At 69.4% G+C, this 13,972-nt stretch carries 12 protein-coding genes; 8 read left to right on the plus strand and 4 right to left on the minus strand.

Annotated elements, in window-relative coordinates; translation table 11 throughout:
* Window positions 1-5 precede the first annotated feature (5 nt).
* Entirely contained in the window at window positions 6-467 is a 462-nt protein-coding gene (locus QHF83_RS08225) for a hypothetical protein (protein WP_282417204.1), read from the plus strand.
* Here QHF83_RS08225 and rnr read toward each other — a convergent pair.
* On the minus strand, window positions 464-2,809 hold the full coding sequence (gene rnr, locus QHF83_RS08230; RefSeq protein WP_282417205.1) for a ribonuclease R: 2,346 nt from the start codon (window positions 2,807-2,809) through the stop codon (window positions 464-466). The genes QHF83_RS08225 and rnr overlap by 4 nt on opposite strands.
* A 129-nt stretch (window positions 2,810-2,938) precedes the next feature.
* Between rnr and QHF83_RS08235 the strand changes: the two genes are divergently transcribed.
* Window positions 2,939-4,108 carry a vitamin K epoxide reductase family protein gene (locus tag QHF83_RS08235; protein ID WP_282417206.1) on the plus strand — a complete coding sequence of 390 codons (1,170 nt, stop codon included), beginning with the start codon at window positions 2,939-2,941 and terminating at the stop codon, window positions 4,106-4,108.
* Between the two features lie 59 nt (window positions 4,109-4,167).
* A complete protein-coding gene (gene add / locus QHF83_RS08240) occupies window positions 4,168-5,400 on the plus strand; it encodes an adenosine deaminase (RefSeq protein WP_282417207.1) in 1,233 nt (410 codons plus the stop codon).
* Window positions 5,401-5,951: 551 nt separating this feature from the next.
* Here add and QHF83_RS08245 read toward each other — a convergent pair.
* On the minus strand, window positions 5,952-6,827 hold the full coding sequence (locus tag QHF83_RS08245; protein WP_282417208.1) for a hypothetical protein: 876 nt from the start codon (window positions 6,825-6,827) through the stop codon (window positions 5,952-5,954).
* Window positions 6,828-7,392: 565 nt separating this feature from the next.
* Between QHF83_RS08245 and QHF83_RS08250 the strand changes: the two genes are divergently transcribed.
* The 3 genes from QHF83_RS08250 to QHF83_RS08260 all read left to right on the plus strand — a co-directional run bounded on the left by QHF83_RS08250 (window position 7,393) and on the right by QHF83_RS08260 (window position 10,057).
* On the plus strand, window positions 7,393-9,060 hold the full coding sequence (locus QHF83_RS08250; RefSeq protein WP_282417209.1) for an ATP-binding protein: 1,668 nt from the start codon (window positions 7,393-7,395) through the stop codon (window positions 9,058-9,060).
* Between the two features lie 69 nt (window positions 9,061-9,129).
* Window positions 9,130-9,285, plus strand: coding sequence for a hypothetical protein (locus QHF83_RS08255; protein ID WP_282417210.1), 156 nt, complete (start codon window positions 9,130-9,132; stop codon window positions 9,283-9,285).
* 130 nt (window positions 9,286-9,415) lie between these two features.
* A complete protein-coding gene (locus QHF83_RS08260) occupies window positions 9,416-10,057 on the plus strand; it encodes a hypothetical protein (protein WP_282417211.1) in 642 nt (213 codons plus the stop codon).
* Window positions 10,058-10,077: 20 nt separating this feature from the next.
* Here QHF83_RS08260 and QHF83_RS08265 read toward each other — a convergent pair whose 3' ends face one another.
* On the minus strand, window positions 10,078-11,454 hold the full coding sequence (locus QHF83_RS08265) for a flavin monoamine oxidase family protein (protein ID WP_282417212.1): 1,377 nt from the start codon (window positions 11,452-11,454) through the stop codon (window positions 10,078-10,080).
* A gap of 44 nt (window positions 11,455-11,498) precedes the next feature.
* On the minus strand, window positions 11,499-11,924 hold the full coding sequence (locus QHF83_RS08270; protein WP_282417213.1) for a (deoxy)nucleoside triphosphate pyrophosphohydrolase: 426 nt from the start codon (window positions 11,922-11,924) through the stop codon (window positions 11,499-11,501).
* A gap of 50 nt (window positions 11,925-11,974) precedes the next feature.
* Here QHF83_RS08270 and purM point away from each other — a divergent pair, with 50 nt between their 5' ends.
* Window positions 11,975-13,027, plus strand: coding sequence for a phosphoribosylformylglycinamidine cyclo-ligase (gene purM, locus QHF83_RS08275; protein WP_282417214.1), 1,053 nt, complete (start codon window positions 11,975-11,977; stop codon window positions 13,025-13,027).
* Window positions 13,028-13,068: 41 nt separating this feature from the next.
* Window positions 13,069-13,968 (plus strand): SPFH domain-containing protein, encoded by a 900-nt coding sequence (locus QHF83_RS08280; protein ID WP_282417215.1) that lies wholly within the window; start codon window positions 13,069-13,071, stop codon window positions 13,966-13,968.
* Window positions 13,969-13,972: the final 4 nt, after the last annotated feature.

Raw genomic sequence — 13,972 nt, forward strand, 5'->3', positions numbered from 1 at the left:
TTTGGATGCGAGCGGTGTGGATGAGCCCGAGCGAGCGCGTATGCAGCCCCGAGGAGCTGCGGGCCGAGGGGATCCTCGCAGAGGCCTTCGATCCAGGGTCGATGCAGCCGCTCGTCGATCGCATCTGCGCCGAGCGTGGTTTCACCAAGCAGGATGACATCCGGCTCAGCGTGGCGAACCCGCGCGACGAGGCGACCATTGCGCGCGAGATCGACGAGCATCTCCACCTCATCGCCGAGGTGCGGCTCTTCCTCGAAGGCGAAGGCGTCTACGACGTCCGCGCGGCGGACGAGCGCTGGGTGCGGATCTGGGTCGGTCCGGGCGATGCGCTCGTGATCCCGGAGAAGCGTTATCACCGCTTCCTGCCGAGCGCGCAGATGTCGCTCCGCTACCTGCAGCCGTACGCGGAGCGCGGGGGCCTCTCGCCGCTTTATCGCGCGTCGAGCGAGGATACCCGCGCCGGCTAGTGCCGCGTCTTCTTCGTCTTCACGACTTTTTTCGTCTTCGTCTTCGCCTTCTTCGGCCCGTTCGTGCCGCCGCGCGTGAGTCGACCTTTCGCCTCGGCCTTCGTCACCTTGCCACGGGCGCGTTTTTCCGGGCCGTTCGTCGACGCCGTGCGGCGGATCTTGCGGGGCCTCGCCTCGGACACGCCCTCCTCGTCCACCGCGTTCACGCGCCTGCCATAGATCGAGCGGCGCAGCACGGCGACATCCTCGATCTGCACGAGCATCGTATCGCCGAGCTTGATCTGCTCGCCGCTGCGCGTGCCCGTCACGTAGAGACCCGTCTCGTCGACCTCGTAGCCGTCGGGGCCGAGGGCGTCGAGGCGCACGAGCACGTCCACGAACGGGTTGTCGATCGCGACGAACAGGCCCGTGCCCACGACGGCCGTCACCGTGCCTTCGTAGATCTCGCCGATGTGCGAGCGCATGAAGAGCGCGCGGTAGAGGTCGACGACCTCACGCTCGATGTCCATCCCGCGCCGCTCGCAGTCGGACGCGGTCGACGCGGCGAGGCGCAGTTTTTCCTCGGCCTCGGGGCTCGTGTCGATGCGCTCTCTCTGGAGCAGCGCGCGCATCATGCGGTGCACGACGAGGTCCGGGTAGCGGCGGATCGGCGAGGTGAAGTGCAGGTACGCCGTCGACGCGAGGCCGAAGTGCCCGCCGTTGTTCACGTCGTAGACGGCCTGCTTCATCGCGCGGAGCAGGAGCGAATGCAGCACCTGCTTCTGCGGGTGGCTCGCGATGCGCTTCAGGAACGTCGAGAGCTTCTTCGGATCCGAGGCGTCCTCGAGCTCGAAGCCCACGTCGAGCGTCTCGCACATCGTGATGAAGCGCTCGAGGCGCTCGGGGTTCGGCGGCGCGTGCACGCGGAAGATCCCGGGCACGTTTCGCGTCACGAGCTCGCGCGCGACCGTCTCGTTCGCGAGCAGCATCAGCTCCTCGATGAGCTCGTACGCCTTCTTCACGCCCGGATCGTGGGCGCGCTTCTCCACGTCGAGCGGCGCGCCCGTCTCCACATCGAGCACGACCTTCGCCTCGGGCAGATCGAAATCGAGCGCGCCGCGGCGCATGCGTCGCGCGCGGAGCAGCCGCGAGAGCTCCCACAGCACCGCGAGGTCCTCGCGCATCGCCTCCGCGTCGGGGTTCGCCACCGCGTGCTTGGCCAGCCCGAGCGCGCGCGCCACGGACGGGTACGTCAGGGCCGCGCGCGAGCGCATGAAGCCCTCGAAGATACGCGCGTGCGTCACGGTCCCGGTCGGGTCGAGGTCGACCTCCACGCACAAGCACAGGCGCGTGACGTTCGGCAGGAGCGAGCACAGGTTCGAGGACAGCGCGCGCGGCAGCATCGGGATCGCTCGATCCGGCAGATAGATCGAGTTGCCGCGCGTCATCGCGCTCTCGTCGAGCGCGGTCCCGGGCCGCACGTAGTGCGACACGTCGGCGATCGCGATCCACGTCCGGTACGAGCCGTCCTCGTTCCGCACGGCCCAGACCGCGTCGTCGTGATCTCGCGCGTCTTCCGGGTCGATCGTCGGCAGCGGCAGGTGCGTCAGATCCTCGCGGCCGGCGAGCGCCTCGTGCGGCACCTCGTCGCCGTACGCTTCCGCTTCCGCGATCGCCTCCGCGGGGTGCGCCTCCTCGATCGCCTCGCGCACGAGCACCTTGGCGACCTCGACGTTCGGATCGCCGGGCACGCCGAGCACGGCTTCGAGCACGCCCTCGGGGTTCTCGTCGGGCAGCTCCGGGAAACGCGTGATCGTGGCGACGGCGGCGAGCCCGTCTTCGAGCTTCGTGCGCGGCTCGGATTTCAGGACGATCGGGCCACGCAGACGCGAGTCGTCCGGCTCGATCCACACGCTGCGCCCGCGCTTGCGCAAGACGCCCGCGACGCGCGTCGTCTTGCGTTTCACGACGCGCACCACCTCGCCCTCGATGCCCCGGCGTGACGTCGTCACCACGCGGATCGCCACCGTGTCGCCGTGCAGCGCGCCGGCCATCGCCTCGGACGGCACGTACACGTCGTCGGGCAGATCGAGCACCGCGACGAACCCGAAGCCGCGCGGGTTCACGTTCAGCGACCCCTCGTACTCCTTGGTGCGCCGCTCCTCGCGGGCGCGTGCGAGGCGGAAGCGCTGGCCTGGCAAGGCGACCACGCTTCCGTCCCAGCAGAGGTCGTCGAGCACGCGCCGCAGCGGCTCGTAGGCGCCTTCCGTGAGGCCGAGCCGACTGGCGATCTCGTGGATGTGCAGGGGGCGACTGTGCTCGGCGAGCACATCGGCGATGGTTACGCGGCCGATCGACGTCATGGATCGTGGAGCCCGGAGGCCGGACATCCCCTCCTATTCGCGTTTTTGGGCACGCGCTGGGCGGTTTCCTAGCATGTCCCGAACCAAAGCCGGCTGCGAAAGGACGGCGCTTGTGCGAAACATGAGCCGATGCGCACCTTGCCCGTCCTCTTGCTCCGTTTGCCCCTGCTCGTCGCGATCGCTGCGTCGTCCGCGCTCGTCGTCGAGTACACGAACGCGGGCGATCCCGCGTTCTGCGGCGTGACGTCGGGCTGCTTCGCGGTGCGCATGTCCCCCTGGTCGCGCCTGTTCGGCCTCGCCCCGCTGCCGAGCCTCGGACTTGCCGCCTACGCGCTCCTCTTCGGGCTGACGCTCGTCGCTCGTCGCAAATCGCAGCACGTCCTCGTCGCGTCCCTCGCCGTGCCGGGCGGCCTCTTCGCGGCCTTCCTCCTGTGGCTGCAGAAGACCGAGATCGGCGCGTTCTGCGCGTGGTGCGTCGCCGTCGACCTCTCCGCGATCGTCGCGGCTTCGGCCTCGGTGTGGGTCGCTCTCCGCGCGTGGAAGGACGAAGGCCGTGTCCTCCTACCGCAACGAAGGTCCGTCACGACGGCCTGGGTCGCGGCCGCGATGTTCGCGGTGCTCGTGCCCTTCGTCTGGGGCCGTTATCCCGTCGAGCCGCCGCTGCCCGCGGCCATCCAGACCGAGAGCACGCCCGGCAAGGTCACGATCGTCGGCTTCACCGACTTCGAGTGTCCCTTCTGCCGGCGCATGCACCCCGTGCTGCACGGCGTCGCCGAGAAGTACGGCGACCGCGTGAAGCTCGTGCGCAAGATGATGCCGCTCTCGGGCCACCCGGGCGCCGAGCCCGCGGCGCTCGCCTACCTCTGCACGCCCCTGCCGAAGCGCGAGACCGTCGCCGACGAGCTCTACGCGGCCGAGCCGGAAGCACTCACGCGCGAAAATATCCCGAAGCTCCTCGCGCAGAAGACGGGCCTCGACGCGGAGGGCCTCGCGAGCTGCATGAACGCGCCGGAGACGAGGGCCGAGCTGGAACGCGACAAAAAACTCTTCGAGGACCTCGGCGGCCGCGGTTTGCCGTTCACGTTCGTCGGCAAGCGCGTGGTGCTCGGGTTCAACCCGGACCGCGTCGAGATGGCCATGACGCAGGAGCTCGGGGGCCCGCGCTTGTCGCTGCCGCTCTGGGGCATGTTCGTCGTGCTCGGCGTGGCGTTCCTGCTCGCGGTGCTCGTCACGCTGATGACGCCGGTGGGCGACCTGGACGGAGACGCGCCGCGCAAGGACCGCTCGCCCTCCGCGTGACCCTTGCTGGCAGGGCGGATCGGCCTCCCCTCGAAGCGCCGTCCGTGTAACACTTCACCATGGATACAGATACAGCGTCGGGCAGCGTAAGTACGCTGCCGCTCGAGTTCTTCCAGCAGCTTCCGAAGACGGACCTTCACGTCCATCTCGACGGCTCGCTGCGACTCGAGACGATCATCGACCTCGCGAAGAAACACGGCGTCGAGATGCCGTCGTACGACCCGGCCGAGCTCCGGCGCGCGATGCGGCTCGGCCAGAACACGGGTTCGCTCGTCGAGTACCTCAAGGCATTCGACGTCACGCTGCGCGTCCTGCAGACCGAAGACGCGCTCTTCCGTTGCGCTTACGAGCTCGCCGAGGACGCGGCGCGCGAGAACGTCCGCTACATGGAGGTTCGTTACGCGCCGATGCTGCACACGCGGCTCGGGCTCAAGCTCACGAGCGTCGTCGAGGCGGTGCTCGCGGGCCTGCGCGCCGCGCACGACAACCTCGGCATCGAGAGCGCGGTCATCGTGTGCGGCATCCGCAACATCTCGCCGCACTCCTCGCTGGAGATGGCCGAGCTCGCGGTGGCGTACAAGAACCGCGGCGTCGTCGGCTTCGACCTCGCCGGCGCCGAGTACGACAACCCCGCCAAGCACCACAAGGCCGCCTTCCAGCTCGTCCGCGACAACAACATCAACTGCACGATCCACGCGGGCGAGGCGTACGGGCCCGAGTCGATCGCGCAGGCGATCCACGTCTGCGGCGCGCATCGCATCGGCCACGGCTGCCGCCTGCGCGAGAATGGCGACCTCCTGCATTACGTGAACGATCACCGCATCCCGCTCGAAGCCTGCCCGTCGTCGAACGTGCAGACCGGCGCGGTGCGAGACCTCGCGTCGCATCCGCTGAAGCTCTATTACAACCTGGGCCTCCGCGTGACGGTCAACACGGACAACCGGCTCGTCACGGACACGACGGTGTCGAACGAGCTCTGGCTCTGCCACACGAAGATGGGCATGTCGCTGAAGGACATCAAGACGATCCTCGTCTCGGGGTTCAAGAGCGCGTTCATGCCGTTCCACATCAAGCAGTCGTATCTCCGGCGCGTGACCGAGGAGCTCGAGCGGTTCCAGCCGGATGGGCGCATCCTGCCGGCGCGCAAGCCCGAGTCCTCCCGGAGCGAGCAGGAGACGTGGCTGCCGCGCGGCGTGTTGCCGCCGGTGAGCTTCGACGTGCCGAACCCCGCGAGCGACGTTTCTCCGGTGCACGCCGCGGTCGAGCGCGCCATCGAGGACGGCGCGAACTGACGCCCCCCACGCCGCGCGGACCGTGCACACGGCCCGCGCGGCGTCTTTCGTCTGCTCTCCCCTCCAAACCATCCCCGCGTAGGGCGCTGTCGGAATCACGAACGCCCGAACATTCGCCGTTCGCGGCGGACGGGCGTTGTTCGGCCATGGGACGAGCGGGTGAGCGATGGCGCGGGGAGGGTCTGCCGCCGGGACGACCGTGGGCCGCTGCACGCGGGCCCTCTGGGGAAGGAACAACGGTGGGTCGCTGACGCGGCCCCGGGTTGTTTCCGGGAAACAGGGCGCGGACGTCGCCTCGCCGAGGGTTGTTTCGGGCGGAGACGGTCGGTGGGCAGGGAGCACGGGACCGGTCGGGCGGCCGAACAGGGGGCGGCGTCCCGTGACGGCATTGGCTTCGGGCGGCGACCGAGGACGAGCGGGCGGCTTGGAAAGCGGACACGCGGGACCGGTGAGGGTCGACGTGGACCCCGAGGTCGTTTGGGTGGCCGTACGGGGGCTGGCTTTTTCCGCGGCGCTCGTTTGGGCGATTCGAGCCGCAGGCAATCGGCGCGCTACGTCTTGGCCCTTGCCTTGAGCGCGGCGGCCTTTTCGAGCAGGGCTTTGGCCTGGGCTTCGAGCTCCTCGGCCGCCTGCACCTGGGCCAAGCGCTCCTCGGCGGCGCGGGCTTCGGTCGCGGCTTCCTCTTCGAGCTTCTGGAGGAGGGCCTTTCGTGCGGCGAGCTCGGCGGTGAGCTCCTCGATCGAGGTCTTCACCTCGTCGATGGTCTCCTCCTCTTCGCGCGGGGCTTCGGTGGAGAAAAAGCCGTCGCCGAAGTTCTGGGGGAGGGTGGGGTTCTGGTACGGCAGCTTCGCGAGCCCGCCGTAGGCCTCTTTGCGGGCGGCATTGACCTTGTCGATGAATTGCTTGCGCGTGCCGATGTCGCGGAAATCGCGATTGCGCGACAGCGCTTTTTTGCGCAGCTCCTCGGCGCCCTTGCCGGCGGCGACGAGGTCCTCTGCTTCGGGCGCCATGGCGACGAGCGCGGGCACGCCGCATTTCGCGAGCGTATCGCGCCAATCGCTCATGGACGCGAGTTGACCGCCGAGGACGGGCCGCCGGAATTTCGCGAGCGCTTTGTTTTTGAAGAGGGCGGCGCGGAGCTGCTTGCGGGTATGGCCGTCCGTCTCGTTGTCGACGGCGCGCGAGACGCGGCCGGCAAAAGAATCGAGCCCGTCGTCGGCCTTGTCGACGCCGGCCTGCGTCCTCGATAACGCGTCGAGGATATCGATTTCCTCGAGGAGCACGGACTTCCATTCCTCGCGGAGCGCCTGGAACGTCGGCACATAAGCCGCGGCGAGCGGCTCCTCGACCATACGGGAGAGGGAATAGGCGAGCTCTCCACGGAGCGTGAAGATTCCAATGCGGTACGGGAGGGCGCGGGCGGCCATGGCGGGGACGGTAGCGCGGGTTACGGGGATGATGTCAAGAGAATTTGTACGGGGGGACCCGGTGGACGCGGGTCTGCAACGTCATGCCGTAGGCTCATGGCTCGGATGGCCGCCCGCCGATGGGGGTGAGGGCTGGTCCATTCCGAGAGAAAGGAGCGGTCCATGCGACGATCGACTCGATGGGCTCGCCTTTGGCATTCCCTCGTCACGGCGCTCGCGGTCTCGCGTTCGTCGATCCGAATCGCCTCCCCGATCATGTTGCGTCGTTGAGGGGTGAGATTCGGACCTCCGGCGGGCGCGTGCTGTCCGACCGAGGGCTCGACGCCTGCCTCTCCTGCCCGAGCCGAACACGGTCCTCCTGGCCTCGTAAACGAAAAGGCGCTGTGTTCGGCTTCGGGCGGTTTCTTCACGAAATGACCCGCAGGAGAGGGCGATGGGGGCGCGCGCATCTGGGCACGCACCGCTCGCCTCCATCGCCCTCTCCTGCGGCTCGGATCGGTGACTTCCCGGAGGGAAACGGTAGGACCTGTCGACGGATCCCCAGACACGCTCTACCATCGCGCTCGTGTCCGGCCCCCCGCACCCTCCTCGCCCCGCCCCCCTCATCAAGAGACGGAAGATCGAGCGCCGCGTCGTCCTCGCGGTGCTCGTGACCGCCGTCATCCCGCTCGTCGCCGCGCTGCTCATGGCGCGGGCCATGGTCGCGCGCGTCAGCGCGACCGCGTTTCAGCCGGAGTTCGGCGCGCACCTCGACCGCGCGCTCGGCGTGTATGCCGACCTCGCCAAGACGATCAAGCAAGGCATGCGGTACGAGGCCGACGCCATTGCGATGCGGCCCGAGCTCTCGCGCGTGGTGAAGGACGGGGAGGGGGATCGGGTCTCGGCCGAGCTCGCGCGGGAATTCTCCGCGCATCCCTCGCTCGTCTCGCTGAAAATCGAGGACGCGTCGGGCGCGGTCCTCGGCAAACACGAGCGCGAGCGCCCCGTGGATCCCGCCGTGGAGCGCACGCTGCTCGTGCGCAGGCCGCTCGGCGAGGCCTCCGAGGACGACGGCCCCTTCCTCGTCGCCACGTTCGCCGCGCCAAACGCGCGGTTCGCCGAGATGGAGTCCGCGCAGGAGTTCGTCCAGGCATACCATCAGATCGAACGACATCATCGCGAGGAATACGTCGACCGGACGTACACGCGTGCGTTCGGCCTCCTGTTCGGGCTTTTGATCTTGCTCGCGGCCCTCGCGGGGATCGTGGTCGCGCGGCCGGTGACGCGGCGGATCGCCGAGCTCGCGGCGGCGACGCGTCCCGTGGCGGCGGGTGATTTGACGGTGCGGGTCGCGGTGACCGGGGACGACGAGGTCGGCGACCTCGGCAGGGCGTTCAATCGAATGCTCGAGGAGCTCGACGAGAGCCGCGCCCGCGTCGAGTTCCTCCGCCGCATGAGCGAATGGCAGAAGATGGCCCGGCACCTCGCGCACGAAATCAAGAATCCGCTCACGCCGATCCAGCTCGCCGTGCAGGAGTGCCATCGCCGGTATGCCGGCGACGATCCCGACTATCGGCGCATCGTGCAAACCACGCTGGAGGTCGTCGAGGAGGAGGTGGGCACGCTCCGCCGCCTCGTCGGCGAGTTCTCGAGCTTCGCGCGGCTGCCGCGGGCGGAGCTCGAATCGGTCGACCTCGGCGCCTTCTTGCGCGAGCAGCGGGACCATTTCTCGGCCCGGACGGAGGGCCGCACGAGCTCGGACGAAGAGGCGCTCCTCTCGCGGATCGATCTGCGCTTCGACGTGCCCGAGGGCGCGATGCCCGCGGTCCTCGATCGCGAAATGCTTCATCGCGTCCTCACGAACGTCGTGCAGAATGCGGCCCAGGCGCTCCGGGACGCCCGCAAGCGCGCCGGCAAGAGCGAGGGGACCTGGGGGCGGGTCATGGTCTCGGCGCGGACCGTGGGCGGCTCCTACGTCGTCGACGTCGACGACGATGGCCCGGGCATCGCGGCCGAGGTGCGCGACGTGCTCTTCGATCCTTACGTGACGACGAAGCGCGACGGCACGGGGCTCGGGCTCACCATCGTGAAGAAAATCGTCGTCGATCACGGCGGCACCATCGAGGCCACGGCCTCGTCGCTCGGGGGCGCGCGGTTCAGGATCCGGCTGCCCCGCGCGGACAGCGCCGAGGCGCGCGCCGCCGTCGAGCGGTCCCTCGCGGCGGACGACGAGGAGGCGGCGCGCTCTTCCTGAGCCGGTGCGTAGCGTCGTGCACGACGGCGACACCCTGCGTGGCACGACCGCTGCAATGGTCACCCGTTCATGGCGCCCTGGCTCCGTATCGTTCTCTGGGTGGTGGCGATCGTGGCCCCGGGTGGATTCGCGCTCCTGCCCTTCCTTGCAGGTGAACACGTCAAGCGGAGGCGCGACGAGCGGTCGCGCGCCCTCGCCACCTCCTCGGTGAAGGCTGGACAGTAGTGCGAAGTCCGCCTGGGACGGCCCCCGGGCGAGCTCGACTTTTTGCGTCATTTCTGCGGTCGGGTTTGGCGGGCCGAGCATCGAAGGAATGGGCGTCGGGCCATTGCTCCTAGCTTGACGAAGAGGACCGATGAACAACGAGGCAGGAACGAAGATGCGTTCGCCGCTCCGCACGTTACGCCTGGGCACGGTGGCGGCGGGATCCGTCGAGACGGCGCAACCCGTGTCCGAACGGTACGGGCCTCGATCCGTGATGCGCCCGATGGCGCCGGATTATTTCGCGATTCCGCCGGAGCCCTCGGGCGTGGTCCAGGCGCTCTCCGCGGAGCCGCGCTCGGGCCCCGGGAGCCGGAAGCTCCGGACACCCCTCGACGAGGTGAGCGAGCTCATCCGAAAAATGGAGATTCGGGAGCTCGGGGATGTTCTTCTCTATGCGCAACGATTGCTCGCTGCGCGCGGCAAGGCGCCCGACCCGGACGTGATTTCCGCGCTCCTCGCGGCCATGGGCCGCCTGTACGCGGCCTATCGCAATGCACCCGGCGTGCCCTTACCGATTCTGCGCGGAGCGCTCCCGGACGTCCCGCGCAAGACGCTCGACGACGCGCTGCTCGAAGCGGAGGCGCGACGCATGCTCCGGCTCGTCGTGGTTTCGCCGCTCACGCCGTTCGTCGAGCGGGCGGCGGGCCTTCACGATCCGCGGCGCGGGCTCCTCTATTTCGTGTCGGCGCCGGATGGCACGCCGCGCGAGCCCGAGCCCATGCGGAAGCGCTGAATCGGCCCTTGTCCCGAGCCTCAGCCGAGGGCGGCGAGCACCTCGTCCGAGGCGCGCTCGCCGGCTTCGACGGCGCCTTCCATGTAACCGGTCCACACGCGCGCCGTCTCCGTCCCGGCCCAGTGCACGCGGCCCACGGGCGCGCGCAAGGCCGAAGCGTGCGCGGTGAGCACGCCCGGGCCGAGGACCATCGAATAACAACCGCGTGACCAGCGCTCGGCGGGCCAGTCCTGATCGACGTAATCGATCGGCGCGGCCGCGCTCGGGCCGAAGAAACGCGTCAAAGAATCGACGGCGGCCTTTTTCCGCTCCTCGGGGCTTTTTCCGCTCATGGCGCGCGCGTCCTTGCCCATGAAGAATCCGACGAGCGCGCCGTGCGAGCCGTCCTCGGGAGAATCGTCGAACACGAGTTTCACCGACCCCACGTCGGAGAGCGCCTCTCCCGAATATCCGGCTTGCCGCCAGAATGGCGACGCGTATGTCGCGACGCACTTGATCACGCTGCCCATCGGCGACCGCTGCGTGAGCTGGTCCCGCGACGCGGGCAGGCCCGGCTCGTAATCGATCCGCCCCGCGAGCGCGGGCGGCACGGCCACGATCACCCGCTTGCACCGCCACGTCCCCGCGTCCGAGGTCACGGTCACGCCGGCCGCGTCCTGCGCGATGCGCCGCACCGGCGCGCCGAGGACCACCCGCTCCTCGCCGAGCCCGCGCGCGATTCGCTTCGAGACCTCCTGAAAGCCCTCCGCGAGGCGCGTCTCCTGCGCGCCATTCTCGATCTCCGTCAGCCGTATGAGCCCGCCGCCCTGACGCAGATAATACAAGAAAAATAGGAGGGACAGCTCGGACGGCTCCGCCGCGAAGACGGCCCGCACCGCCGTGTCGAGCATCGCTTTGGCGCCGCGGGTCTTCACGTTTTTCCGTTTCCACGCCTCGACCGTGGTCCCGTCCCATTCCGAGGCCTTCGCGGCCGAGAGCGGATCCTCGATCGGGACCTCCTTCACGAGCGCCTCGATGCGCTGGATCGTGATTCCGAGGTCGACGGCGCCGATCAAGGACAGGCTCGGGATCGACGTCTTGTACGTCGTCAGCGTCCCGCCGAGCGACAGCACCTTCTTGCCGTCGCGCCATTGCTTGAACGTCGACAAACCGAGCTCGGCGACGAGCTTCGTCATCCGGTCCTGCGTGGGGCCGATCCATTGCGCGCCGAGGTCCACGCGGTCGCCTCGGGCCGTCGTGTGGCTGAGCGTCCGGCCGCCGACCCGATCCCGCGCCTCCAGCACCACGACCGAGACGCCCGCGGCCGCGAGCCGCCGGGCCGCCACGAGGCCGCTGAGCCCCGCGCCGACGACCACCACGGATGCTTCGCGCGGCGCTCCTTGCCCAATTTCTTCCATCGCAGGGGCAGGATACCGCCGTTCGGGCCGGTCGTGTGCTCCGATTACGTGCGGGGCGCGAGCAGGGCCCGCACCTTCGAAAGGATCGCGACGTCCGCCGGCGGGAAAAGCTCGTCCCTCAGGTCTTCGGTCGCGGCCCACTTCACGTCCGCGACGTCGAGCGGGCGCGGATCGGGCGATCCTGCCGCGCGCGTCACCGCAAAAAACAGGAGCAGCACGGCTTTCTCCGGGTACCTGTGGAACGTCACCTCGACGGGATCGCCGACCGAGACCTCCATGCCGATCTCCTCGCGCAGCTCGCGCACGAGGGCCGCGCGCGGGTCCTCGCCGGGCTCGACCTTGCCGCCGGGGAACTCCCAGGCGCCGGCGAGGTGCGTGCCGCGCTTGCGCTGGGTGAGCAGGACGCGCCCCTCCTCGACGAGGACGGCGGCGGAGACGAGGACGGGCGGACGGGGCGATGCTTCGGGCATGACGGCGACGAACCCTAGCACCTCGCCCCAAGCTGTGACATTCCGCCGGCATGCCCATCACCTACAGCCAGGCCGGCGTCGACATCGACCGGGGGGACGCCCTCGTCGAGCGCATCAAGAAGCTCGCGCGCCCGACGCGCATCCCCGAGGTCGTCGCCGATGTCGGCGGCTTCGCGGGCCTCTGCGCCCTGCCGAGCGGGCTCGTCGACCCGATCCTCGTGAGCGGCACGGACGGCGTCGGCACGAAGCTCAAGGTCGCCTTCGCCGCGAACGTGCACGACACCGTGGGCCAGGACCTCGTGGCGATGTGCGTGAACGACGTGATCACCGTCGGCGCGCGCCCCCTGTTTTTCCTGGACTATTTCGCGACCGGCACGCTCGAGCTCGACGTGGGCGAGGCCGTCGTGCGGGGCATCGCCGAGGGCTGCAAGCTCGCCGGCTGCGCGCTGCTCGGCGGCGAGACGGCGGAGCTGCCGGGCATGTACGCGCCGGGCGAGTACGACCTCGCAGGCTTCGCGGTGGGCGTGGTCGAGCGGGCGAAGATGCTCGACGGCACGAAGGCGCGGGCAGGCGACGTCGTGCTCGGCGTCGCGTCGAGTGGTTTGCACTCGAACGGTTATTCGCTGGCGCGCAAGGTGCTCTTCGAGCGCATGGGGCTCGGCATCCACGATGAGGTCCCCGGGCTCGGGCGCACGGCGGCCGAGGCGCTTCTCGTGCCGACGCGCATTTACGCCCGCGCGGTGCGCGAGCTCCTCGCGGCGTTGCCCGAGGCCGTGCGCGGACTCTCGCACATCACGGGCGGGGGCTTGCCGGGCAACCTCCCGCGTGTCCTGCCGGAGGGGCTCGGCGCGCGGCTCGATCTGTCCGTGTACGAAAGGCCGGCGATCTTCCGGGTGATCGCCGAGCAAGGGCCGGTCGAGGAGGCCGAGATGCGCCGCACGTTCAATCTCGGCGTCGGGCTCGTCGTGGTGGTCGCGCCCGAGGCCGAGGCCGCCGCGCTCGGCGCGCTGCGTGGCGCCGGCGAGCAGGCCTTCCGGCTCGGCGAGGTCATCGAGGTCGGGGCCGACGTGCCGTTCGAGGATCGGGTGCGATTCGACCGATAGCCCGTGGTGGACGGGTTTGCGCCGGTTACATTGGCGCGACCATGGATCCGCTCCTCCTCGTGCTCGGGTTTCTCCTCCTGGCCTACCTCCTCGCGGGCCTCCGGCAGATCAACCAGTGGGAGGTCGCGCTGCGCTTCACGCTCGGCAAGCTCTCGGGCCGGGTCGAGCCCGGCGTGACGCTGTTCCTGCCGGGCTTCCAGACGCTCCGCAAGATCGACACGCGCACGAAAAACCGCGACCTTTTGCGGCAAATGGTGATCACGCGCGACAACGTGACGACCATGGTCGACACCGTGCTCTATTACCGCGTCGTCGACCCGGAGAAGGCCACGCTGGCCGTGGAGAACTACGAGGCGGCGGTGAAAGATCGGGCGAAGGTCGTGCTTCGCGACGTCGTCGGCGAGACGCGCCTCGACGAGCTGCTCGCGCACCGCGAGGAGGTCGCCGCCAAGGTGCGCGCGCAGGTCGAGTCCACGGTGTCGCAGTGGGGCCTGCACGTGGAGCTCATCGGCCTCCAGGACGTGCAGCTCCCGCCGCAGATGCAGGAGGTGCTGGCGAAGGTCGCGATCGCCGAGCGGGACCGGAAGTACGTGGTCATCAAGAGCGAGGCCGACGTGGAGAGCGCGAAGAACTTCGCCGAGGCGGCCTCGATCCTCTCGAAGTCGCCCGGCGCCATGGAGCTCCGGCGTTTCGAGGCCCTCGCGAACCTGAGCCAGGGCAACACGAAGGTCATCTTCGACCTCGCCAAGCCCTACGACGACGTCCGGCACACGGCGGCGGCGATGGCCGAGGCGGCCACGACCGAGCCGCAACGCGTGCGCGTCGACAACCCCGGCGCGGGCGCGCTCCGCACGGCCGCGCAGCACGAGGCCGAGGCCATCGCCGAGGCCGAGGCCGAGCTCCAGGCCCGCAAGTTCATGGCGTCGGGCCGGAAGATCTAGCCGC

It is taken from the genome of Polyangium sp. 15x6 (assembly GCF_029960785.1).
Taxonomy (GTDB): Bacteria; Myxococcota_A; Polyangia; order Polyangiales; family Polyangiaceae; genus Polyangium.

Excerpts from the sequence above, each read along its gene's own strand:
- QHF83_RS08255 (WP_282417210.1), top strand. The coding sequence starts at position 9,130 with ATGGCGCCCTGGCTCCGTATCGTTCTCTGGGTGGTGGCGATCGTGGCC.
- QHF83_RS08225 (WP_282417204.1), top strand. The coding sequence starts at position 6 with ATGCGAGCGGTGTGGATGAGCCCGAGCGAGCGCGTATGCAGCCCCGAG.
- QHF83_RS08265 (WP_282417212.1), bottom strand. The coding sequence starts at position 11,454 with ATGGAAGAAATTGGGCAAGGAGCGCCGCGCGAAGCATCCGTGGTGGTC.
- QHF83_RS08260 (WP_282417211.1), top strand. The coding sequence starts at position 9,416 with ATGAACAACGAGGCAGGAACGAAGATGCGTTCGCCGCTCCGCACGTTA.
- rnr (WP_282417205.1), bottom strand. The coding sequence starts at position 2,809 with ATGACGTCGATCGGCCGCGTAACCATCGCCGATGTGCTCGCCGAGCAC.
- add (WP_282417207.1), top strand. The coding sequence starts at position 4,168 with ATGGATACAGATACAGCGTCGGGCAGCGTAAGTACGCTGCCGCTCGAG.
- QHF83_RS08280 (WP_282417215.1), top strand. The coding sequence starts at position 13,069 with ATGGATCCGCTCCTCCTCGTGCTCGGGTTTCTCCTCCTGGCCTACCTC.
- QHF83_RS08270 (WP_282417213.1), bottom strand. The coding sequence starts at position 11,924 with ATGCCCGAAGCATCGCCCCGTCCGCCCGTCCTCGTCTCCGCCGCCGTC.
- purM (WP_282417214.1), top strand. The coding sequence starts at position 11,975 with ATGCCCATCACCTACAGCCAGGCCGGCGTCGACATCGACCGGGGGGAC.
- QHF83_RS08245 (WP_282417208.1), bottom strand. The coding sequence starts at position 6,827 with ATGGCCGCCCGCGCCCTCCCGTACCGCATTGGAATCTTCACGCTCCGT.
- QHF83_RS08235 (WP_282417206.1), top strand. The coding sequence starts at position 2,939 with ATGCGCACCTTGCCCGTCCTCTTGCTCCGTTTGCCCCTGCTCGTCGCG.